Source organism: Pseudomonas oryzihabitans (assembly GCF_007665395.1).
Classification (GTDB): Bacteria; Pseudomonadota; Gammaproteobacteria; order Pseudomonadales; family Pseudomonadaceae; genus Chryseomonas; species Chryseomonas psychrotolerans_C.
In genome coordinates, this window is sequence record NZ_VDND01000009.1 from 1 (window position 1) to 22,749 (window position 22,749).

Annotated in this window: 19 protein-coding genes; 11 read left to right on the forward strand and 8 right to left on the reverse strand. The window is 67.8% G+C overall.

Features of this window, described 5'->3' with window-relative positions; genetic code table 11:
• Positions 1-241: 241 nt before the first annotated feature.
• Together guaA and guaB are read right to left on the reverse strand one after the other, a co-directional pair.
• Positions 242-1,819: a glutamine-hydrolyzing GMP synthase gene (gene guaA / locus FSV73_RS17790; RefSeq protein WP_145009212.1), complete on the reverse strand. Its 1,578-nt coding sequence runs from the start codon at positions 1,817-1,819 to the stop codon at positions 242-244.
• An 82-nt stretch (positions 1,820-1,901) separates the two neighbouring features.
• Entirely contained in the window at positions 1,902-3,371 is a 1,470-nt protein-coding gene (guaB, locus tag FSV73_RS17795) for an IMP dehydrogenase (RefSeq protein ID WP_145009214.1), read from the reverse strand.
• 163 nt (positions 3,372-3,534) lie between these two features.
• Here guaB and FSV73_RS17800 point away from each other — a divergent pair, with 163 nt between their 5' ends.
• From FSV73_RS17800 to FSV73_RS17825, 6 genes are all read left to right on the forward strand, one after another.
• Positions 3,535-5,661 (forward strand): TonB-dependent siderophore receptor, encoded by a 2,127-nt coding sequence (locus FSV73_RS17800; protein ID WP_145009216.1) that lies wholly within the window; start codon positions 3,535-3,537, stop codon positions 5,659-5,661.
• A 190-nt stretch (positions 5,662-5,851) separates the two neighbouring features.
• Positions 5,852-6,796 carry an ABC transporter substrate-binding protein gene (locus FSV73_RS17805; protein WP_145009218.1) on the forward strand — a complete coding sequence of 315 codons (945 nt, stop codon included), beginning with the start codon at positions 5,852-5,854 and terminating at the stop codon, positions 6,794-6,796.
• Positions 6,793-7,830, forward strand: coding sequence for a FecCD family ABC transporter permease (locus FSV73_RS17810; RefSeq protein ID WP_260856107.1), 1,038 nt, complete (start codon positions 6,793-6,795; stop codon positions 7,828-7,830). The genes FSV73_RS17805 and FSV73_RS17810 overlap by 4 nt, the downstream gene beginning before the upstream one ends.
• Positions 7,827-8,840 (forward strand): FecCD family ABC transporter permease, encoded by a 1,014-nt coding sequence (locus tag FSV73_RS17815; protein WP_145009220.1) that lies wholly within the window; start codon positions 7,827-7,829, stop codon positions 8,838-8,840. Before FSV73_RS17810 ends, FSV73_RS17815 begins: the two co-directional genes overlap by 4 nt.
• Positions 8,822-9,628 carry an ABC transporter ATP-binding protein gene (locus FSV73_RS17820; RefSeq protein WP_145009222.1) on the forward strand — a complete coding sequence of 269 codons (807 nt, stop codon included), beginning with the start codon at positions 8,822-8,824 and terminating at the stop codon, positions 9,626-9,628. The genes FSV73_RS17815 and FSV73_RS17820 overlap by 19 nt, the downstream gene beginning before the upstream one ends.
• A 146-nt stretch (positions 9,629-9,774) precedes the next feature.
• Positions 9,775-10,749 (forward strand): D-2-hydroxyacid dehydrogenase family protein, encoded by a 975-nt coding sequence (locus FSV73_RS17825; RefSeq protein ID WP_145009224.1) that lies wholly within the window; start codon positions 9,775-9,777, stop codon positions 10,747-10,749.
• A gap of 568 nt (positions 10,750-11,317) precedes the next feature.
• On the opposite strand, the gene FSV73_RS17830 is transcribed toward FSV73_RS17825, so the two are convergent.
• From FSV73_RS17830 to FSV73_RS17840, 3 genes are all read right to left on the reverse strand, one after another.
• The gene (locus FSV73_RS17830) at positions 11,318-12,205 is read right to left on the reverse strand and encodes an alpha/beta fold hydrolase (protein WP_145009226.1); all 888 of its coding nucleotides are present in this window, start codon (positions 12,203-12,205) and stop codon (positions 11,318-11,320) included.
• Between the two features lie 187 nt (positions 12,206-12,392).
• Positions 12,393-13,172 carry a sulfite exporter TauE/SafE family protein gene (locus FSV73_RS17835; protein WP_260856108.1) on the reverse strand — a complete coding sequence of 260 codons (780 nt, stop codon included), beginning with the start codon at positions 13,170-13,172 and terminating at the stop codon, positions 12,393-12,395.
• Between the two features lie 118 nt (positions 13,173-13,290).
• Positions 13,291-13,650 carry a winged helix-turn-helix transcriptional regulator gene (locus FSV73_RS17840; protein ID WP_145009228.1) on the reverse strand — a complete coding sequence of 120 codons (360 nt, stop codon included), beginning with the start codon at positions 13,648-13,650 and terminating at the stop codon, positions 13,291-13,293.
• Positions 13,651-13,933: 283 nt separating this feature from the next.
• On the opposite strand from FSV73_RS17840, the gene FSV73_RS17845 reads away from it, so the two are divergent.
• Complete coding sequence (locus FSV73_RS17845) at positions 13,934-14,389, forward strand: nuclear transport factor 2 family protein (protein ID WP_145009230.1); 456 nt, start codon at positions 13,934-13,936, stop codon at positions 14,387-14,389.
• A gap of 15 nt (positions 14,390-14,404) precedes the next feature.
• On the opposite strand, the gene FSV73_RS17850 is transcribed toward FSV73_RS17845, so the two are convergent.
• Positions 14,405-15,469, reverse strand: a complete 1,065-nt coding sequence (locus FSV73_RS17850) for an SDR family oxidoreductase (protein WP_145009232.1) — start codon at positions 15,467-15,469, stop codon at positions 14,405-14,407.
• 165 nt (positions 15,470-15,634) lie between these two features.
• On the opposite strand from FSV73_RS17850, the gene FSV73_RS17855 reads away from it, so the two are divergent.
• The 4 genes from FSV73_RS17855 (at position 15,635) to FSV73_RS17870 (ending at position 19,862) form a co-directional block, all read left to right on the forward strand.
• Positions 15,635-16,567 carry a LysR family transcriptional regulator gene (locus FSV73_RS17855; protein WP_145009234.1) on the forward strand — a complete coding sequence of 311 codons (933 nt, stop codon included), beginning with the start codon at positions 15,635-15,637 and terminating at the stop codon, positions 16,565-16,567.
• A 226-nt stretch (positions 16,568-16,793) separates the two neighbouring features.
• Positions 16,794-17,861 (forward strand): NAD(P)-dependent alcohol dehydrogenase, encoded by a 1,068-nt coding sequence (locus tag FSV73_RS17860; RefSeq protein ID WP_145009236.1) that lies wholly within the window; start codon positions 16,794-16,796, stop codon positions 17,859-17,861.
• A gap of 119 nt (positions 17,862-17,980) precedes the next feature.
• Positions 17,981-18,841 (forward strand): KPN_02809 family neutral zinc metallopeptidase, encoded by an 861-nt coding sequence (gene ypfJ, locus FSV73_RS17865; RefSeq protein ID WP_145009238.1) that lies wholly within the window; start codon positions 17,981-17,983, stop codon positions 18,839-18,841.
• A gap of 19 nt (positions 18,842-18,860) precedes the next feature.
• The gene (locus FSV73_RS17870) at positions 18,861-19,862 is read left to right on the forward strand and encodes an alpha/beta hydrolase (RefSeq protein WP_145009240.1); all 1,002 of its coding nucleotides are present in this window, start codon (positions 18,861-18,863) and stop codon (positions 19,860-19,862) included.
• Between the two features lie 3 nt (positions 19,863-19,865).
• On the opposite strand, the gene FSV73_RS17875 is transcribed toward FSV73_RS17870, so the two are convergent.
• Both FSV73_RS17875 and FSV73_RS17880 read right to left on the reverse strand, forming a co-directional pair.
• Positions 19,866-22,055, reverse strand: coding sequence for an ATP-binding protein (locus tag FSV73_RS17875; RefSeq protein ID WP_145009242.1), 2,190 nt, complete (start codon positions 22,053-22,055; stop codon positions 19,866-19,868).
• Positions 22,056-22,147: 92 nt separating this feature from the next.
• Positions 22,148-22,735 carry an HAD family hydrolase gene (locus FSV73_RS17880; RefSeq protein ID WP_145009244.1) on the reverse strand — a complete coding sequence of 196 codons (588 nt, stop codon included), beginning with the start codon at positions 22,733-22,735 and terminating at the stop codon, positions 22,148-22,150.
• Positions 22,736-22,749 lie beyond the last annotated feature (14 nt).

Consider the following 22,749-nt stretch of genomic DNA (forward strand, 5'->3'; position numbering starts at 1 on the left):
GTGTTGGTCGCGCTTCCAGAATTCCGGGAATGCCCCGGATGAACAACCTACTGAGAGATCACAGCTAGCTAGCTATACTTCTCGATCCAGTCGGACTTGTAATCCACCGCGTGCGAGAGGCTGGCCGTGCGGCGCAAGTCGTGGCGACTTCCAGGATCCCCCTCAGCAAAAAGCCAAAAGCCCGCAATTACGCGGGCTTTTGGCTTTTTGCTAGACGTACCGGTCTATGCCGGCCGCGGGATCACTCCCACTCAATCGTCGCCGGCGGCTTGCTCGAGACGTCGTAGGTGACGCGGGAGATGCCGTCGATTTCGTTGATGATGCGGTTGGAGACCTTTTCCAGCAGCTCGTAGGGCAGATGGGCCCAGCGGGCGGTCATGAAGTCGATGGTTTCCACCGCACGCAGGGCGACGACCCAGGCGTAGCGGCGGCCGTCACCGACCACGCCGACGGATTTCACCGGCTGGAAGACGACGAAGGCCTGGCTGACCTTGTGGTACCAGTCGGCCTTGCGCAGTTCGCTGATGAAGATGTCGTCGGCGCGGCGCAGCAGGTCGGCGTATTCCTTCTTCACTTCGCCGAGGATGCGCACGCCCAGGCCCGGACCCGGGAAGGGATGGCGGTAGACCATGTCGTAGGGCAGGCCCAGTTCCAGGCCGATCTTGCGTACCTCGTCCTTGAACAGTTCGCGCAGCGGCTCGACCAGCTTGAGGTTCATTTCCTCGGGCAGGCCGCCGACGTTGTGGTGGGACTTGATGACGTGGGCCTTGCCGGTCTTGGCGCCGGCCGACTCGATGACGTCGGGGTAGATGGTGCCCTGGGCCAGGAACTTGATGTTGTCGAGCTTGCTGGCTTCGGCGTCGAAGACGTCGATGAAGGTGCGGCCGATGATCTTTCGCTTCTTCTCCGGGTCGGCTTCGCCTTCCAGGTTGGTCAGGAAGCGCTGCTCGGAATTGGAGCGGATCACCTTGACGCCCATGTTCTCGGCGAACATGGCCATCACCTGATCACCCTCGTGCAGGCGCAGCAGGCCGTTGTCGACGAAGACGCAGGTCAGCTGGTCGCCGATGGCCTTGTGCAGCAGGGCTGCGACCACCGAGGAGTCGACGCCGCCGGAGAGGCCCAGCAGCACGTTGGCGCTGCCGACCTGGGCACGCACCTGGGCGATGGCGTCCTCGACGATGTTGGCCGGGGTCCAGAGGGCTTCGCAGCCGCAGATGTCCTTCAGGAAGCGCGCCAGGATGCGCCCGCCCTGCTTGGTGTGGGTCACCTCGGGGTGGAACTGCACGCCATACCAGCCACGCTCGTCGTCACCCATGGCGGCGATGGCGCAGCTGGGGGTGCTGGCGACGATGTGGAAGCCGTCCGGCAGCTTGCCGACCTTGTCGCCATGGCTCATCCAGACGTCCAGGCCGAGCACGCCGTCGTCGTCGATGTGGTCTTCGATGCCTTCGAGCAGGCGGCTCTTGCCGACCACGTCGACCTTGGCATAGCCGAATTCACGGATGTTGGAGCCTTCGACCTTGCCGCCGAGTTGCTCGGCCATGGTCTGCATGCCGTAGCAGATGCCGAACAGGGGCACGCCCAGGTCGAACACCGCCTTGGGTGCGCGCGGGCTGCCAGCCTCATGGACCGACTCGGGACCACCGGCGAGGATGATGCCGCGCGGAGCGAAGGCACGGATGTCGGCGTCGTCCATGTCGAAGGGGTGCAGCTCGCAGTAGACGCCCAGTTCGCGCACGCGGCGGGCGATGAGCTGGGTGTACTGGGAGCCGAAGTCGAGGATGAGGATGCGGTGGGCGTGGATGTCTTGGGACATGGCCAGGTCTCGATAGCGCTAGGTTCAGACGATTCGGGGCTGTCTAGACAGCCCCGAATCGCAACGTAGAAACAGGTTGGAATCAGCCCACGCGGTAGTTGGGTGCTTCCTTGGTGATCTGCACGTCGTGGACGTGGGATTCGGCCATGCCGGCGCCGGTGATGCGCACGAACTGCGGCTTGGTGCGCATCTGCTCGACGGTGGCGCACCCGGTGTAGCCCATGGAGGCACGCAGGCCGCCCATCAACTGGTGGATGATCGCCGCCAGCGGACCCTTATAGGGGACGCGGCCTTCGATGCCTTCCGGTACCAGCTTCTCGGCGCCGGAGGCGGAATCCTGGAAGTAGCGGTCGCTGGAGCCCTGGGTCTGGGACATGGCGCCCAGGGAGCCCATGCCGCGATAGGACTTGTAGGAGCGGCCCTGGAACAGCTCGACCTCGCCCGGGGCCTCTTCGGTACCGGCGAACATGGAGCCCATCATCACGCAGTAGCCGCCGGCGACGATGGCCTTGGACAGGTCACCGGAGAAGCGGATGCCACCGTCGGCGATCAGCGGCACGCCGGTGCCTTCGAGGGCGGCGGCGACGTTGGCGATGGCGGAGATCTGCGGCACGCCGACACCGGCGACGATGCGGGTGGTGCAGATGGAGCCCGGGCCGATGCCGACCTTGACCGCGTCGGCGCCGGCGTCGGCCAGGGCCTTGGCGGCTTCGGCGGTGGCGATGTTGCCGCCGATCACCTGGACCTGCGGATAGGTCTCCTTGACCCAGCGCACGCGGTCGATCACGCCCTTGGAGTGGCCGTGGGCGGTGTCGACGACGATGACGTCGACGCCGGCGGCAACCAGGGCAGCGACGCGCTCGGGCGTCTCGGCGCCAGTGCCGACGGCGGCGCCGACGCGCAGGCTACCGGCGTCGTCCTTGCTGGCGTTGGGGTAGGCCTTGGCCTTTTCGATGTCCTTGACGGTCATCATGCCCTTGAGGGCGAAGGCCTCGTCGACGATCAGCACCTTCTCGATGCGGTGCTTGTGCAGCAGCTCGCGGACTTCCTGCTTGTCGGCGCCTTCGCGCACGGTGACCAGGCGGTCCTTGGGGGTCATGACTTCGCGCACCGGCACGTCGAGACGGGTCTCGAAGCGCACGTCGCGGGAGGTGACGATGCCCACCAGGTCACGGCCGGACAGCACCGGGACGCCGGAGATGTTGTGCTGGCGGGTTAGGTCGAACAGATCGCGCACGCTGGCGTCGGCGTCGATGGTGATGGGGTCCTTCACCACGCCGGCCTCGAAGCGCTTGACCTTGCGGACTTCCGCGGCCTGCTGCTCGACGGTCATGTTCTTGTGGATGATGCCGATGCCACCTTCCTGGGCCATGGCGATGGCCAGGCGGGACTCGGTCACGGTGTCCATGGCGGCGGACACCAGGGGAATGTTCAGCTCGATGCCACGGGTCAGGCGGGTCTTGAGACTGACGTCCTTCGGCAGGACATCCGAATAGCCGGGGATGAGGAGTACGTCGTCGAACGTCAGGGCTTCTTGGCTGATGCGCAGCATGGCGGGGGCTCCCGGGCGGGAAAAATAAGGAGCGCGACATTATACCTGCGCTTGGGGATGGGCGGCAACGCGCCTCGGAGAGAAGGTCAGGAAAAGCGCTTTTCATGAGAATGATTATCAATATAGTATTGATATCACTTTGGAACCACTACTGAGTCCTCTCATGAACGCCCCTTGCAGAGCCTTTCCTCGCCCTTTCGTGCCTTTCACTCTTGGTCTCCTCGCCCTGGCCCTACCGCTCGAGCTTCACGCCGCTGAGAGCAGTGAACTGGCGCCGATGGACATTTCCGCCAGCGCGCCCGAGGCCGATATCGGCTACCAGGCGACCCGCGGCAGCACGGCGAGTAAGAGCGAGGTGCCCCTCAAGGAGGAAGCGCAGTCGGTCCAGACCGTTACGCCTCAGCTCATCCAGGACTACGAGGTGCGCACCCTCGACGACGCCATGAAGTTCATCAGTGGCGTGACCCAGGGCAATACCCTGGCCGGCACCAAGGATTCCTTCATCAAGCGCGGTTTCGGCAACAACCAGGACGGCTCCATCTTCCGCGACGGAGTACGTTCCAACCTGACGCACAACTTCGACGCAACCGCGGAACGCGTCGAGGTATTGAAGGGCCCGGCCTCGCTGCTCTATGGCGCCCTGGAGCCCGGCGGGCTGATCAACGTGGTCAGCAAGCAGCCGCAGTACCAACAGCGCACCACCCTGAGTGGATCGGCCTACAGCGAAGGCGGCGGCAACCTGGGCCTGGACACCACCGGTCCGCTGGGTGACAGCGGCCTGGCCTATCGGCTGGTCGCCGAACGCCAGCACGAGGATTACTGGCGCAACTATGGGGTGGACCAGCACACCCTGGTGGCGCCGTCACTGTCCTGGACCGGCGAACGCGCCAGCATGACGCTGGCCTATTCCTACAGCGACTACACCGGCGTCCTCGATCGAGGCACGGTATTCGTCAAGGGACATCCAGCGGATATCGACTATGACAAACGGCTGGATGAGTCCTGGTCGGACGCGGGTGGCATCCGCGAGACTGCCAGCGCCCGCTTCGAATACCAGCTCAGCGATGACTGGAAGACCCGGCTGACCTACGCCTGGAACAACGACAGGTACCATTTGAATTTCGCCCAGCCGGTGTCCCTGGCGGCCAATGGCAACTTTTTGCGGGCGGCCAACGGCGCCCACTACGATGACCAGACCCACTACACCAGTTGGGACTTCATTGGCCGCCAGGAATTATTCGGCCAGCGCCACGACCTGCTGGTGGGCGTCGATCACGAGGACTATGACAAACACCGGGGCACCACCTATCGCAACAATGCCACGCGGCGCAACATCAACATCTATGCGCCGGTGTACGGCAATCTCGCGCCGCCGAGTGCCTACGTGCCTGCCCAGAGCGACCTGGATACCAACCTGACCTCCAGCTCGCTGTATCTGAAAGATAACTGGCACCTGGATGACCGCTGGATCCTGGTGCTCGGCGGTCGCTATCAGCAATTCAACCAGTACGCCGCGCAGGGCGTCGGTGCCACTCGCACCAAACAACTGGACAAGGATGATCAGGCCTTCGTCCCCCTGGCAGGCCTGGTATTTCAGGCTACAGACAGCCTGTCGCTGTATGGCAACTACAGCCGCTCCTTCGTCCCCAACACCACGGTCGACGACCTCGGCGACACCTTCGCGCCGGAAGAGGGCCGCAGCCTCGAGGTGGGTGCCAAGTACGACCTGACGCCGGGACTGAATCTGAACGTGGCGCTGTACGACATCGAGAAGAAGAATGTGGTGACCACCACCCAGGTGAACAACCTGAGTGTCGGCCAGGCTGCCGGCAAAGTCGGCTCGCGTGGCCTGGAACTGGACCTGACCGGTCGCCTGGCCGAGCGCTGGGACATCGTGGCCACCTACGCCTACGACCATACCGAGGTGCTCGACGATCCGGTCAACGAGGGCCGACGGCTACCCTTGGCACCCAAGCACAGCGGCAGTCTCTACCTCACTCATCATCTGCAAGTGCCGTCCAACCTGGGCAACTGGCATACCGGGGGTGGGGCGCGCTACGTGGGCGAGCAGGCCGGCGACCCCGCCAACAGCTTCTACCTGAGCAGCTACACCGTAGCCGATGCCTTCCTGCGCTGGGATCTGCCGGTGACCGGCTACCAGACGCGACTTCAGTTGAACGTCGACAACCTGTTCGACAAGCACTACTACCCCTACAGCGCCAACAGCCCGCTGCAGGTCGCGGTGGGTGAGCCGCGGACGGCGCGCTTGAGTGCCTCGGTGAGTTTCTGAGCGAGGGCTGCCCTCACCCCAACCCTCTCCCGCAGGGAGAGGGGCGGATGCTGCCGGGTTGAATACGTAACGCTCAACCTGGCACCGGTTGCGGATGCCAGCCCACCGGCGATGCTCTATCCTAGCCGCCCCGTCGCGGGTCCTCGGCCCGCCTGGCGGGCCTCTTTCCGCCACCCAGCCAGCCCACGCCATGCTTGATCGTCGCGCCTTCCTTCATTTCGCCAGTGCTACCGCGCTGCTCGCCGGGCTGCCTGCCCGGGCGTTCGCGCGGGCTGCGCTCGGCGACGGCGAGTTTCCCCGGCAGGTGGAACATGTGGCGGGCAGCACCCTGGTGCCGCGGGAGCCGCGGCGTGTGGCGGTGATCTCCACCGGCCAGTTGGACGCCGCCCTGAGCCTGGGCGTGGTTCCGGCAGGGACGGCGCGCGTGGATAATCGCGAGCTGGCACCGGCCTACCTGCGCAGTGCCCTGGCCGGCCGCGCGACCGAGCTGGACGCCATGGTCGACCTGGGCAGCCGCCAGGCCCCGGATCTGGAAGCCCTGGCGCGACTGGCACCGGATCTGATCCTGCTCAATCGCACCGTCCTGCGGGCGGGCGGCCTGGAACTCTTTTCGCGCATCGCCCCCACGGTGGTGGCGCGTGGCACCGGTGGCAACTGGCGACCGGACTTCCTGCTGCTGGCCGAGGCCCTGGGGCGACGCCAGCAGGCCGAGCGGCTGCTGGCGTCGCTGGATAGCGATCTCGCCGGCATGGCGCAGCGCCTGGGTAGCCAACCGCCCTCCGCGTCCCTGCTGTTTTCCAGTGGTGCCCGGCTGCGGCTGATGGGCAAGGACTCCTTCGCCGGCGGCCTGCTGCAGGCCATGGGCCTGACCCGCCCCGCCGCCCAGCGATTCAAGGGTACCTCCCAGGACGTCAGCGCCGAGTTGCTCGATCTGGCCGACGCCGACTGGCTGTTCTATGCCGAACAGGGTACCGCCCTGGCCAGCCTGGCCCGCCAGCCGCTGTGGCCGCGCCTGGAGGCCGTGAGCCAGGCCCGGGCGATCAAGGTGGATACCGATGCCTTCTACCTGAACGCCGGTCCGCTGGCCGCGCGCCAGGTGGTGACTACCGTGGCCACCGCCCTGGGGATCGCATGAACCAGCCGGCCGCCGCGGTCCTCATCAGGCAGGCCACCTTCGCCCGCGGCGGCCTGGTGTTGCTGCTGTTGCTCGGCGCCCTGGCGCTGGCGCTGATCGCCAGCCTGGGCATAGGCGCCCGGCCGCTGTCCGCCACGCGGATCGTCGAATTGCTCTTCGCGCCCGATGGCTCCACCGAAGCCGTGGTGCTCTGGGACCTGCGCCTGCCGCGCACCCTGCTCGGCCTGCTGGTGGGCGCCGCCCTCGGCCTGGCCGGCGCCCTGATGCAGGCGCTGACGCGCAATCCCCTGGCCGACCCGGGCCTGCTGGGGATCAATGCCGGCGCGGCCTTCGCCGTGGTGGCCGGGTTGTCGCTGGTGGGGCTGGACGATGCACCGCTGCGCCTGGCCTGTGCCCTGCTGGGTGCCACCCTGGCCGCCGGCCTGGTCTATCTGCTCGGCGGCAGCGCGCCGGCCCGTGGCCAGCCGTTGCGGCTGATCCTCGCCGGCATCGCCCTGAGCGCCAGCCTCCACGCCTGCACCGGCATCATCACCCTGTTCGACAGCGCCGTGTTCGACAGCTACCGCTTCTGGGCGGTCGGTGCCCTCAGCGGCCAGACGCCGGGGGGCGCCCTGGCCATCCTGCCGCTGCTGCTGGTCGGCCTGCTGCTGGGCCTGCCCCTGGGTGGTCGCCTCAATGCCCTGGCCCTGGGTGACGACCTGGGCCGTGCCCTCGGTGCCCGACCGGGGCAGGTGCGACTGCTGGCCTTCGTTGCCATCGTGCTGCTGTGCGGCGCCGCCACCGCGGTGGCCGGCCCCATCGGCTTCCTCGGCCTGGTGGTGCCCCACGCCCTGCGCCTGCTGGTGGGCGCCGACTGGCGCTGGATCCTGGCGCTGGCGCCCCTGGCCGGCGCCAACCTCCTGCTGCTCGCCGACACCCTGGGCCGCCGCGTGGCGCTGCCGGGGGAGCTGGAGGCCGGCATCGTCTGCGCCCTGCTCGGTACCCCGGTGCTGCTGATGCTGGTCATCCGCTCCGCCAAGCGAGTGCGCCCTTGAGTCGCCATCGCTTCGCGCCACGGCGCTCGGCGCGCTTCAAGGCCTGCCTGCTGCTGCTCGGGCTGGCGGCGGTCGGTATCTGTGCCCTCACCCTCACCGGGGGTGCCTTCGCCCCGGCGCCCCACCAAGTGGTCGCCACCCTGCTGGGGGGCGGCGACGAGCTGACCCGGCTGATCCTGCTGGACCTGCGCCTGCCGCGTCTGCTGGCGGCCCTGGGTGTCGGCGCGGCCCTGGGTGCCAGCGGCGCCATCTTCCAGCGCCTGGCGCGCAATCCGCTGGCCAGCCCGGACCTGGTGGGCTTCACCGTCGGCTCGGCCAGCGGCGCCCTCATTACCCTGCTCTGGCTGCAACTGGGCGGCGCCGCGCTGATGCTCGGCGCCCTCACCGGGGGCCTGCTGGCGGCGGTGCTGGTGGCCGGACTGGCGGCCCTGGCCGGCATCCGCGGCGAGCGGCTGATCCTGCTCGGCATCGCCATCAGCGCCCTGCTCGCCTCGCTCAACGAATACCTGCTGACCCGGGCCGAGCTGAACGAAGCCCAGGAAGCCCGGCTCTGGCTGTTCGGCAGCCTGGACATGCTGACCTGGAGTCGCACCCTCAGCCTGCTCGCCGGCTGCCTGCTGCTCCTGCCACTGGCCGCCTGGCTGGCCCGGCGGCTGCGGCTGCTGGAGCTGGGCGACGACCTGGCGCGGGCCCTGGGGCTGCCGGTACTCCGTAGCCAGAACCTGCTGCTCGCCGTGGCGGTAGCCCTGGCCGCCCTGGCCATCGCCACCGCCGGGCCCATCGGCTTCGTCGCCCTGGCGGCGCCGCAACTGGCACGGCGCCTGACCCGCAGCGCCGATCTCGGCATCCTGGCGCCCGCGCTGCTCGGTGCCTGCCTCACCGCCCTGGCCGACTTGCTGGCGCAGCGGCTGCTGGCGCCCTTCCAGATTCCGGTCGGGCTGCTCACCGGCGCCCTGGGCGGCCTCTACCTGATCTTCCTGCTGAGCCGCGAATGGCGGCGGACCTCATGAGCCAAGACGCTTCCCCCAGTCGCCTCGCCGCCCGTGGCCTCACCGTGGGCTACGGCGGTCAGCCGATCTGCAGCGACCTCGACGTGCACCTGCCCGATGGCCGCTTCACCGTCATCATCGGCCCCAACGGCTGCGGCAAGTCCACCCTGCTGCGCAGCCTGGCGCGACTGATCCGCCCGAGCGCCGGCGAGGTGCACCTGGACGGCCGGCCGATCCAGGAGCTCCCCACCCGCGAGGTGGCCAGGCGCATCGGCCTGCTGCCGCAAAGCGCCGTGGCGCCGGAAGACATCCTGGTCGCCGACCTGGTGGCCCGCGGTCGGCACCCCCATCGCCAGGCCTTCGCCGGCTGGACGGATGCCGACGAGCGCGCGGTGCAGCACGCCCTGGAAGCCACCAATACCCTGGAGCTAGCCGAGCGGGCGGTGGACAGCCTCTCCGGCGGCCAGCGCCAGCGGGTCTGGATCGCCCTGGCACTGGCCCAGGAAACGCCGCTGCTGCTGCTCGACGAACCCACCACCTACCTGGACATCGCCCATCAGGTGGAGCTCATGGAGCTGCTCTGCCGGCTCAATCGCGCGGGCGGTCGCACCCTGGTGGCGGTGCTGCACGATCTCAACCAGGCCTGTCGCTATGCCGACCACATCATCGCCCTGCGCGCCGGACGCATCCTCGCCGAGGGTCCGCCAGCGGCGATCATCACCCCCGAGTTGATCGAGGCGCTGTATGGCCTCAGGTGCGCGGTGATCGAAAATCCGTTGGCGGGCACGCCATTGGTGATTCCCTACTAGAAAACGATCCCTGGAAAACGCTGCGCGGTTTTCCAGGCTACCGGTAGGGTGGACGACGGCGCAGCCTCGTCCACCGTTGCGTCCCATCTTGTCGGACGACCCCGCAGGTGCTCCACTGACGGCTCAGAACAACAACGGAGCCCGCCATGCACATCGTCATCCCCGACGACTACCAGCACGTCGTCGAAACCCTGGACTGCTATCCCCTGCTCCAGCGCGCCGGGCACCAGGTGACGCTCTACCACGACGCCGAGCGCGATCCCCAGGTACTGGTGGAACGTTTCCGCGACGCCGACGCCCTGGTGCTGACCCGCGAGCGCACCCGTATCGATGCCGAGCTGCTGGCGCACCTGCCGCGCCTCAAGCTGATCAGCCAGACCGGCAAGGCCACCGCCCACCTCGACGTGGCCGCCTGCACCCGCCAGGGCGTGGCGGTCTGCGAAGGCAGCGGCTCGCCGGTCTCCACCTCCGAATTGACCTGGACCCTGATCCTCATGGCCCGCCGCAAGCTCAAGCCGGCCATCGACGCCCTCTATGCCGGGCGCTGGCAGGTCAACCTGGGCGAACGGCTGGACGGGCAGATCCTCGGTATCTGGGGCTACGGCAAGATCGGCCAGCGCCTGGCGCGCTATGGCCAGGCCTTCGGCATGCCGGTACTGGTCTGGGGCAGCGAGGCCTCCCGGGCCCGCGCCGAAGCCGACGGCCATCGCGCGTCCACCAGCCAGGCGGCCTTCTTCGCCGAGGCGGACGTCATCAGCCTGCACCTGAGATACAGCGAGCGCAGCCGCGGCTGCGTCCGCGCCGAAGACCTGGCGCGGATGAAGAAGAGCGCCCTGCTGGTCAACACCGCCCGCGCCGGCCTGATCGAACCCGGCGCCCTGCTCACCGCCCTTGAGCTCGGCCACCCCGGCCAGGCGGCGCTGGACGTCTTCGAGCAGGAACCCGTCGCCCCCGACGATCCCCTGCTCGCCCATCCCCGGGTGCTCTGCACGCCACACCTGGGCTATGTGGAAAAGCACAGCTACGAGCTCTACTTCGGCGAGGCCTTCGCCAACCTGGTGGCCTTCTTCGCCGGGGACCCGACCGGCCTGGCCAATCCGGACGTGTTGGGCAAGGGTTGAACCGGCGTAGGTTGGGTTGAGAAAGCCCCACCGTGGAAACCCAACAGGGCAAGACACCCACGTTGGGCTTCGCTGCGCTCAACCCAACCTACTGGACCAGCCCCCTCTCCCTCGGGGAGAGGGTTGGGGTGAGGAGAAACCAAGGCCGGTAACGTTGGGCTTCGACGATGAAGCTGTCTCAACCCAACCTACGGGACCGTCGAGGCGACGTAGGTTGGGTTGAGCGCAGCGAAGCCCAGCAACTGCACCCTCACCCCAGCCCTCTCCCAGAGGGAGAGGGGGAAAAGCGGCGTATACCCCGTAGGCTGGGTTGAGCGCAGCGAAGCCCAACAACTGCACCTTCACCCCAGCCCTCTCCCACAGGGAGAGGGGGAAAAGCGGCGTATACCTCGTAGGTTGGGTTAAGCGCAGCGAAGCCCAACAACTCCACCCTCACCCCAGCCCTCTCCCAGAGGGAGAGGGGGAAAAGCGGCGCATACCTTGTAGGTTGGGTTGAGCGCAGCGAAGCCCAACATTGTCCAGACTTGAACGCTGTTGGGCTTCGACGATGGAGCCGTCACAACCCAACCTACGGCAGGCGCTCCCGCACCGCCGCGGCGAAGGCGGCGGGGGCTTCCTGGGGGAGGTTGTGGCCGCAACGGGGCAACACCTCGAAGCGGAAAGGGCCCTGGAAATGCCGAGCGACTGCAGCCTCGTCCTGCAAGGTCGTCACGCCATCGTCGGCCCCGGCCAGCACCGTGGTGGGCACCCTGATCGGTGGCTGGGCGGCGAGGCGCGCTTCGGTCTCGGCATAGGCCGGGTCGTCCGGCGCCAGGCCGTAGCGGTGGCGATAGGAATGGATCACCGTCTCGACGAAATCGGGATTGTCGAAGGCCGCGGCGGTAAGGGCGTAGGTGGCATCGCTGAACCTCCAACTGGGTGACCACAGCGCCCAGAGCAGGCGACAGAACTCCCGGCGATGGGCCGCCAGCCCGGCGCGACCACGCTCGCCATGGAAGTAGTACTGGTACCAATAGCGCAGTTCCGCCGCCGGTTCGGCCGGCTGGGTCGCGGCGCGGGCGATGTCCTGGATGGGATAGCCGTCGCCCAACACCAGCCCGCTCACCCGCTCCGGCCAGAGGGCGGCGACGATGCCCGCCGCGCGGCCACCCCAGTCGTAGCCGGCCAGGGTAGCGCGCTCCAGGCCGAAGGCATTGAGCAGCGCCAGGACGTCATGGGCTAGCGCCGCCTGCTGGCCCGAACGCGGGGTGTCGGCGCTCAGATAACGAGTAGCGCCATAGCCGCGCAGATAGGGCACAAAGACCCGGCAGCCGCTGGCGACGAGGTCATCGGCCACCTCGTCGTAGGCATGGATGTCGTAGGGGAAGCCATGCAGCAGCAGGACCGGATGGCCAGCGTCCGGCCCTTGAGTCTCGTAGGCCACGTCCAATACGCCGGCCTGGATGGAGGTGAGCATGGGAGTTCTCCGCCAAGGGGGATCTAAAGCGGATCGGTGTAGACGGGGGGAGTTCCCAAGGTGGCCGTCGAGGTGACTTAGGTTGGTTGAGCGCAGCGAAGCCCAACACGGGATGTCCGGCCTCGTTGGGCTTCGACGATAAAACGGTCTGACCCAACCTACGGGACCGTCACGACCTTGGGATGCTCTACCCTGCCAGATAACGCCCGATCAGGGTCACGCCCGAGGCCAGCACCAGCCAGGTCACCAGCCGAGTGAAGCGCTCCCGCGACAGGCGGCGCTGTAAGTGGCGACCGATCCAGCCACCCAGCAGCATGGCGGGCAGCAGGAAGAGCGCCAGCAGCAGCAGGCTGCCATCGCTGTAGGCGCCGGCGATCAGCAGCAGGGCGATACGGATGGAGGCGCTGCAGCCGATGAGGAAACTCTGGGTGCCCCGGATGGCGTGCTTGTCCTGCAGACGCCCGTTGAGATAGAGCGCATAGAGAAAGCCGCCGCTGCCGAACAGGGCGCCGCAGAGGCCGCCGACGCTCCCGGCGGGGATCGACCAGGCCGGGGCCAACTGGCGAAAGCCCTTGGGCGCGAGCAGGCTGTAGCTCGAATAGCCCACCACGAAGAGGCCTAGCCAGAGCATCAGCAGGCGGGCATCGGTGCGCAGCAGCAGATAGGTGCCCAGGGCCGCGCCGAGCAGCAGCATGGGCAACAGGCGCTGCAGTTCACGCCCGGCGATGGCGCGCCGATCCGGCAGCCAGTTGTGGAAGGACGCGAGGAAGTCCAGCAGCACCAGCAAGGGGACGATGCGCGACAGCGGCATCCAGGCGGTGAGCAAGGGACCGGCGACCAGGGCGCTGCCGAACCCTGCGACACCGAAGATCAGATAGGCCGCTGCCACGATGGCCTCGATGAGCAGCCACTGGAGCGGCCCGTACGTCGTCAACAGCGCCATCGCGCTGGCTACCCAAGCATCCATGCCACACGCTCCTCTGGTACTGGTTGTCGAAGAATAGACGACCCTCGCCCGCCGACCTTTAGGCCGGCATCCCGAAAGCTTACACCCGCTGCCGACCGCCCAGGCGCCGGGCATGGCCTCAGGCGGAATAACGCTGCCGGGCTAGCACGATGGCCTGGTGGTGGGTGTCGGCCCAGTGGACGAGCGCCTGCAAGGGCTGCAGGAAGGAGCGGCCAAGGTCGGTCAGGGCATATTCCACCCGCGGCGGCGCCTCGGCCAGGACCTGGCGCCGTACCAGGCCATCCTGCTCCAGGCGCCGCAGGGTCGTGGCGAGCATCTGCTTGGAGATATCGCCGATCCCGCGGGCCAATTGGTTGAATCTCAGCGTACCGCCCGCCAGCTGTTCCAGTACCAGCAGGCTCCATTGATCGCCGATCCGATCCAGTACATCGCGGATCGGACAGGGCTGCGCGAAGACGAAGGGCTGGGGATCGCTCATGGGGACTCCGGAAGGGGCGCAAGCGGACGGGTGAGGCTAGAGCCCCGCGCGGGTTCTTGTCACCAGCGGCGCCTGCGCGAACGATGCAGGTCAGCGCCGGCTGACCTGGTCACTTCAGGGTGCGTCCTTGTGGAGCCAGGCGGCCCTTCCTACCATGGTCTGGAAAATAGACCACCCGGACGAGGACCCGGCAATGCCGCCCAGGCCAAACGCCCTGGGCAGCGACACGGGTCCTGGACCGGACCTTGGTGACCCCCTCCCTTACCTGCCTGGAGCCCTGCCCATGACCTGCCTACGCCTACTGACCTGCCTCTGCCTGTTGCTCGGCAGCCTGCCGGCCTTCGCCCACGCCGAGCGCCAGATCGACAAGGAGGAAGCCAACCGCCAGCTGGTGGTCCACTTCTATGAGCGCTTCTTCAATGCGCATGACCTTGAAAGTGCCGCGGTGGTCGCCACCGACTACCGACAGCACAATCCGGCGGTGCCGGACGGCAAGCAGCCCTTCGTGTCCTTCTTCTCGAGCTTCTTCGCCGAGCATCCGCAGGCCCGGGCCCGTATCGTGCGCAGTGCCGCCAACGACGATCTCGTCTGGCTGCACGTGCACGCCACCGACGGCCCGCAAGACCGTGGCCAGGCAGTGGTGGATATCTTCCGCGTGGCGAACGGCCAGATCGTCGAGCACTGGGATGTCATCCAGGACGTGCCCGATCGATCGGCCAACGACAACGGGCTGTTCTGAGCCCGGGTGCCAGACTCAGGGAATCAGGCGTTGCGCCCGCAGCCGGGTGAACAGATCGAGAAAGCTCGCCCGGGTGTCGCGATAGCCGAAGAAGCCCAGGTCGCGGCTCTTGGTCATGTCGTTGAGGCATTCGATCTCGCGGCCCAGGTCGGCGTCGCTGTGCCACCAGGAGGCGAGCTTGTCGACATCGGCTTCCACCAGGCCGTGCTCCTCGGCCAGCTTGCGCCACTGCGCCGGCGCGACGTCCTTCAGCCGCGCTTCCAGCGGCATGGGCTGCTCCGGATAGGGCGCCGGCTCCAGGTCGAAGAAGGCGGCGATTTCGCCCCACAGCCAGCGCCAGCGGAAGACATCGCCATTGACGGTGTTGAACGCCTGGTTGCGCGCGGCCGGGGCCAGCGCGGCCCATTCCAGCTGCTCGGCCAGCAGGCCGGCGTCGGTGACGTCGGTGATGCCATCCCACTGGGTTCGGGAGCCGGGGAAGACGAAGGGCTGGCCGGTGGCCTTGCACAGGGAGGCGTAGACCGCCAGGGTCAGGCCCATGTTCATGGCGTTGGTGCCCTTGGCCTGGCCGATCATGCTGTGGGAGCGGTGTACGCTCCAGCCGAAGCCATGGCGCTCGGCGGCGGCGAAGAGGATGTCTTCCAGGGTGTAGTAGAAGTTGGCGCCCGCCTGGCGCGGCTCGCTTTCGCGGAAGGGCGTCTCGGCCTTGCCACTGCCGTATTCCTCGAAGGAACCCAGGTAGTGCTTGGTGCCGGTGACCAGCGCCAGGTGCTGCAGCGGCGCGCCGTCAAGGGCCTGGCAGAGGTTGCCCATCATGGCGCCATTGGCCTCGACGTTTTCCTTCTCGGTGGCGCGCCGAGTCCAGGTGCAGAAGAACACATGGCTGATGGGCAGGCCGGCCAACGCCTGGCGGGTGGACTCGGCATCCAGCAGATCGGCGGCCACCGGAATGACCCCTTCCTGCTCCACCGGCTTGCGCGCCAGGCCATAGACGGTCCAGCCGGAGGCGACCAGGGTGAGGGCCAGGTTATAGCCGGAAATGCCGGTGACGCCGACGATGAGAGCGGTGCCCTTGCGCATGAAACCTCCAATAGGGGTGAGAGACGGCCTGCGGCAGTCGCAGGCGCTGTAGATAAGGGAGTGCCTTACCTCAGGGTTGATTCCAGCCTATTAGAGAATTAACGGCGTATCCTGGGTATAAATTCCCGTTTTGAGGGAATCAGATTCCGCAATCAGGAGCCGCGCTTGTATTCCTCCGAACGCCTCAAGGGCCTCGACGTCTTCGTCACCGTAGCCGATCTGGGTAGCTTCACCGCCGCCGGCGAGCGCCTCAACCTCACCGCCTCGGCCATCGGCAAGAGTGTGGCTCGGCTGGAGGGCCGCCTGGGTGTGCGGCTGTTCCAACGCACCACGCGCCGCCTGACACTCACCGAGGCCGGGGCGAGCTTCTATCGCACCTGCACGGCGGTACTCGCCGAGCTGGAGCAGGCCGAGCTGGGCCTGACCACCCAGGAGGGCGAGCCCCATGGTCGGGTACGCATCGACCTGCCCGCCGCCTACGGTCGCCTGCACGTCCTGCCGCTGATCCTGGAGCTGCTGCAGCGCTATCCGCTGCTGCAACCGGATCTGTCCTTCGCCGATCGTTTCGTCGATCCGGTCCACGAAGGCATCGACATCCTGGTGCGCATCGGTGGCTCCGACGCTTGGCCGGCCAGCCTGGGGCACCGCTACCTGGGCACCCAGCGCCAGGTGTTCTGCGCCGCCCCCGCCTATCTCGCGCGGCAGGGCCGACCGCAGCGTCCCAGCGACCTGGCCGATCATCTGTGCATCGGCTTTCGCCAGGCCGATGGCCTGGTCAGCCCCTGGCACCTGCGCGGCGAGCAGCCGGGAGAAAGCGAGCGCTGGGTGTTCCAGCCGCGCCTGGTGGTGGGTGATGGCGAAGGCGAGGTGCTGGCCGCCCTGGCCGGGCATGGCATCGCCCAGCTACCCACCTGGCTGATCGCCGAGCACCTCGCCAGCGGTGCGCTGGTGGACGTCCTGCCCGACTGCGCCGTCGATGGCCTGCCGATCAACCTGGTCTGGCCGCGCAGCCGGGAAACGCTGCCGCGGGTGCGGCTGCTCCTCGACCACCTGGCCACTCGGCTGCTGCCCACGGTGGCGCCACGGTTGGCGCGTTGAGACTGGCGAACACCCGGGGCCAGACGGATCCATGCGGGAACATCGCCAGGGAAAGCCCGGTCGTAAAACGTCGTATCCCTGCCCGCCCGAGTTCCATCGATGGGCGGCATGACGATTATCGAGACGATCGATTGGTACCCCGGACCTGCGCTGCGCAGGATCACCGGTTTGTCATTCGGCCAGGCCAACCTGGCCGCCCCGTTCCACCATCTAGATGAGGTATCTCATGAGCCAAGCCAAAGGCTACGCTGCCCAGTCCCCCGACCAGCCCCTGGCGCCCTTCTCCTTCGAGCGCCGCGAGCCGGGCGCTCACGACGTGCAGATCGACATCCTCTTCTGCGGCGTCTGCCATTCAGACCTGCACACCGCGCGCAACGAGTGGAACAACACGCTGTATCCCTCCGTGCCGGGCCACGAGATCCTCGGCAAGGTGACCGCGGTCGGCGCCCACGTGAAGCACTTCAAGGTCGGCGACACCGTCGGCGTCGGCTGCATGGTCGACAGCTGCCAGCACTGCGCCCCCTGTGACGCCGGCGAAGAGTCCTACTGCGAGAACGGCTTCACCGGTACCTACAACGGCAACCTCTACGGTGGCGCCGAAAACACCCAGGGCGGCTACTCCGACCACATCGTGGTCAACGAGAAATTCGTGCTCAAGGTGAGCCATACCGAGAACCTGGCCGCCGTGGCGCCGCTGCTGTGCGCCGGCATCACCACCTACTCGCCGCTGGCCCACTGGAAGGTCGGCCCGGGCAAGAAGGTCGGCATCGTCGGCCTGGGTGGCCTCGGCCACATGGGCGTGAAGATCGCCCACGCCATGGGTGCCCACGTGGTGCTCTTCACCACCAGCGCCAACAAGAAGGACGACGCCCTGCGCCTGGGCGCGGACGAGGTGGTGGTGTCGAAGAACGAAGACGAGATGGCCGCCCACGCCGGCAGCTTCGACTTCATCCTCAACACCGTGGCCGCGCCGCACAACCTGGACGCCTTCCTCACCCTGCTGAAGTGGGACGGCACCATGACCCTGGTCGGCGTACCCGCCGAGCCGCACCCCGCGCCCAGCGTGTTCAACCTGGTGATGAAGCGCCGCCAACTGGCCGGTTCGCTCATCGGCGGCATCCGCGAAACCCAGGAGATGCTGGACTTCTGCGCCAAGCACGGCATCGTCTCGGACATCGAGCAGATCGCCATCCAGGACATCAACCAGGCCTATGAGCGCATGCTCAAGAGCGACGTGAAGTACCGCTTCGTGATCGACATGCAGAGCCTCAAGCAGGGCCAGACCGCGGCCTGACCCGTGTTCGCCGCCTGATCGACAACGCCCGCGCCCGTCGCGGGCGTTGTCATGTCTGGTAACGCATTTTTGGCGCGCCCCGCGGTCCTAGCGATGACGACAATCACGAGGCGGCGGCCATGCAGTGGGACAAGGGACAACGTAGCGACAACGTGGAACAGGCCAGCGGCGGACGCGGCATGAAGATCGGCGGCGGGCTGGGCCTGGGCGGCGTGGCCCTGGTGGTGGTGTTCGGCCTGCTCAGCGGCCAGAGCCCGACCCAGATCCTCGGCAACCTGATCAGCCTCAGCGGCCAGGGCGCCCCGACCCAGCAGCAGACCACCGCGCCGGCGGACAATAGCCAGGTGGACTTCGTCCGCGTGGTGCTGGGCGAAACCGAGAATACCTGGACCCGGATCTTCCAGGCCCATGGCGAGCAGTACCAGCCGCCCAAGCTGGTGCTGTTCAATGGCCAGGTGCAGTCCGGTTGCGGCGGCGCCACCGCGGCCAGCGGGCCCTTCTATTGCCCGGTGGACGGCAAGGTCTACCTGGACCTCACCTTCTTCCAGGAACTGCAGCAGCGCTTCGGCGCCGACGGCGACTTCGCCCGTGCCTACGTCATCGCCCACGAAGTCGGCCACCACGTGCAGAACCTTACCGGCACCACCAACAAGATGGAAGCGGCGCGCCGTCGCGGCATTCCCACCGAAGGCGCCACCGGCTTGTCGGTCCGCCTGGAACTGCAGGCCGACTGCTATGCCGGGGTCTGGGCCAACGATGCCCAGCAGCGGCTGAACTGGCTGGATCCGGGTGACCTCGAAAAGGCCTTGAACGCGGCCAACGCCATCGGCGACGATCGCCTGCAACGCCAGGCCCAGGGGCGCGTGGTGCCGGATTCCTTCACCCATGGCAGTTCGGCGCAGCGGGTGAAGTGGTTCCGCACCGGCTTCGACAGTGGCAAGGTGGAGAGCTGCAACACCTTCGCTGCGCAGGCGCTCTGACCTGCCGAGGAGTTCGTCGATGCGTCGCCTGTTCGCGCTGTGCCTGATCCTGGCTGCCAACACCGCCCTGGCGGCGCCCCATGAGGGCGTGGCCCGCATCGTCGATGACCGCCTGCCGATCGGCACGGCCCAGGCCGCGCTGGAGCTGTCCACCGACTGGAGCCGGCCGCACCCGGAAATCCGCCGTGCCCTGGTGATCGTCCATGGCCGGCTGCGCAACGCCGCGACCTATTTCCGCTCCGGGGAAACCGCTACCCAGGCGGCAGGCGCCAGCGCCGACACCCTGGTGATAGCGCCACAGTTCCTCAACGACCAGGACGTCAAGCGCCATCAGCTGCCGGACGACCTGCTGCGCTGGCAGGGCAATGCCTGGATGGGCGGCGAGCCGGCGCTGGGGCCTCGACCACTGAGCAGCTTCGCGGTGTTCGACGCCCTCCTCGCCCGCCTCGCGGATCGGCACCTGTTGCCCAATCTGCAAGAGGTGGTGATCGCCGGCCATTCCGGCGGCGGCCAGGTGGTGCAGCGCTATGCCGTGCTCGGCCAGGGCGAGCGCCCGCTGGCGGGTAGTGGTATCCGCCTGAGATTCGTGGTGGCCAATCCCTCGTCCTATGCCTATTTCGACGCCAGCAGGCCCGACGCCCAGGGCCGTCCCGCGCCCTTCGCCGGTGCGGCGACCTGTGCGGACTTCGATACCTGGAAATACGGCATGCAGGGACTACCGGCCTATGCCGAGGGACGCAGCGCGACGACGCTGGAGCAGCACTATGCCGGTCTCGACCTCACCTATTTGCTGGGCGCCGAGGACATCGACCCCAACCATCCGGCACTGGACAAGAGTTGCGCCGCCGAGGCCCAGGGCCCCTATCGCCTGGCGCGTGGCCTGAACTACTACCGCTACCTGCAGGGGCGTCACGCTAGCCTGCCCCAGCGCCTGGTCCAGGTGCCCGGCGTCGGTCACAACGGCGATGCCATCTTTACCTCGGCGGAAGGCCGCCGGGTGCTGTTCGGCACCGGCGGCTGATCCTCAGGGACTGAGCACCGCGCGGCTGCCCAGCAGACCCTGGACCTTGCCGACGAAGGTGTCGAGGCTGAATGGCTTGGTGAGCAGCTGCATGCCCTCGGCGACCAGGCAGGACTGCGGCTCGCCATCGTTCACGTAGCCGGTGATGAACAGCACCGGCAGATTAGGCCGCAGGGTGCGGGCCGCGTTGGCCAGCAGCCGCCCGTTCAGACCGGGCAGGCCGACATCGGTGATCAGCAGATCGAAGCCTTCGCCCTCGCGCAGCGCCGCCAACGCCGACTCGGCATCGACGGCATCGCGATAGTGCCAGCCGAGTTCGTCGAACAGTTGCACCAGCAGGCCGCGGATCACTGCATCGTCCTCCACCAGCAGCACCCGGGCGGTGGGCAGTGCCCGCGCCGCCGTGGTGCCGGCCGCGGTGGTCGGCGCCTGCGGCGCGGTACCGGGATGGCGTGGCAGCAGCAGGCTCACCCGGCACCCCTGGCCGGGCGCGCTGGTCACCGTCACCTGGCCACGGGATTGCTGGACGAAGCCATAGATCATCGACAGGCCCAGACCCGAGCCCTGGCCTACCGGCTTGGTGGTGAAGAAGGGTTCGAAGACGCGCTCCAAGACCTCGGGCGTCATGCCGAGCCCATCGTCGCTCACCGCGATCTGCAGATAGTCGCCCGCCGGCAGCGTCGACCCGGCGACCGGCTGCACCCAGTTGGCGGCGCTGATGGTGAGGGTACCCCCTGCCGGCATGGCGTCGCGACTGTTGATGGCCAGATTGAGCAGGGCGTTTTCCAGCTGGTGGGGATCGGCGTCGACCTGCCAGAGCGTCGCTGCCAGGTCAACCTGGCAGCGAATCTGCGGACCCAGGCTGTGCAGGAGGATTTCCTTGAAGTCGGCGATCAGGGCACTGACGTCGACCGCCTGGGGCAGCAGCGTCTGCCGGCGGGAGAAGGCCAGCAGACGATGGGTGAGGCTGGCGCCTCGGCTCACCGACTGGGTGGCGGTGTCCAGCAGGCCGTCGACCTGGGCCAGGGCTTGGGGCGCCAGGCGTCGGCGCAGCAGATCCACGCTGGCCTGGATGCCGGCCAGCAGGTTGTTGAAATCGTGGGCGATGCCGCCGGTGAGCTGGCCGACCGCCTCCATCTTCTGGGCCTGGCGCAGCAGCTCCTCGGTCTGGGCGCGACTCTGCATCTCCTCGCGTAGTTGCCGATTGGCCGCTTCCAGCTCCGCGGTGCGGGCCTGCACCTGGACTTCCAGGGTGGCGCGCTCGCGGCGCAGGGCCTCCTCGGCCTCGCGGCGATCGTCGATGTCCTCGGTGGTGCCGTACCAGCGGATCACCGCACCGGTCTCGTCCTGGCGCGGATAGGCGCGGGTGCGCATCCAGCAATGGCTGCCGTCCGCCACCCGTACGCGATGCTCGTGGTCATAGGCCCGGCCGGTGGCGAGGGCGGTGGCCCAGGCCTGGCGGGTCGCCGTGCGGTCGTCGGGGTGCAGCAGCCGCCAGAAGGTCTCGGCGCGCAAGTCGGCCCGGCCGGTCAACTGCTGCCAGCGCGGCGAGAAGATCACCTCGCGACCCATGGGATCGCAGGTCCAGGTGTATTGCGGATTGAGCTCCACCAGGTGCCGATAGTGGTCCTCGCTCTCGCGCAGCTGGCGATCCGCCTGATGGCGCTCGATGGCCAGGGCCGCGGTCTCGGTGACCAGGCGAAAGGCCTCGCGCTCGGCCGCCGAGGGACGGCGCGGCTCCAGGTAGTAATTGGCGAAGGTCCCCAGCAGGCGGCCATCGAGGGCCAGGATCGGCATCGACCAGCAGGCCCGCAGGCCGTGGCGCAACGCCAGGTCGCGGGCCCCAGCCCAGAGCGGATCGCTGGCGATGTCCTCGACGTAGACCGGCTCGCGCCGATACGCCGCGGTGCCACAGGAACCGGCCGTGGGACCGATCTCCAGGCGGCCGAGGTCCTGGCTGTAGGCCTCCGGCAGGCTCGGGGCGACGCCGTCCTCCAAGAAGCGGCCGTCATCGCTGAGCAACAGGATGCAGGCGTGCAGCCGCACCTGGGCGAGGCGCTCCACCCGCTGCATCAGGGAGTGCAGCACCCGCGCCAGCGGCAAGCCGGTCGCGAGACTTTCCAGCGCCTGACGCTCGTACTGGCGCAGGTCGCTGGCAGGGGGGTGATCGTGGCGAGATCGAGGAAGGCTCATACGACGGGCCCGGCATGAATCCAAAGCCGGCATCTTAGCCAGCCAGCGGGCCACCGATAGCCTCTTTGCGCCTAACGGCTAATTTTCCGGCGTCAAAGCGCCGACAGGATCTCCTGGCAGGTTTCGAAACGCTGGTCGCGGGCGGCGGGCCAGGGATCGCCGGGCTGGTTGACCTGCAGGGTGGTGCAGCCCACCGCCCGGCCACACTCCAGGTCGTAGCGATGATCGCCGACCATCACCAGGCTCCCGGGCGCCACCTGCCAGAGATCGGCCAGCCGTAACAGACCGCCCGGATCGGGCTTGGGCGCCGCCTCGTCGCGGCCGAGCACCGCGCCGGGGTCGAAACAGTCTTCCAGGCCGATGGCGGCCAGGGTCAGCAGTGCCAGGTCACGGGCATTGCGGGTGAGGATGCCCAGGTGGCAGCCACGGGCGTGCAGGCTCCGCACCAGGTCCACGGCGCCGGGCGCCGGCTGGGCGGCCACCGCCAGTTCCCGCTCGTGGGCGAACAGCCAGGCGTGCTTGGCCTCGCGCTCGGTCGCCGGCAACTCGGCCAGGTGGTGCAGGATGTCGGCCTGCGCGGGAATGTCCAGGTGCCGGCGAATGGCGGCGAAGTCATGGACGGCGAGGGTCAGGGTGCCATCCAGGTCGAACACCCAGTGGCTGAGGTGACGCAATGTCATGCAGGGATCCTTCG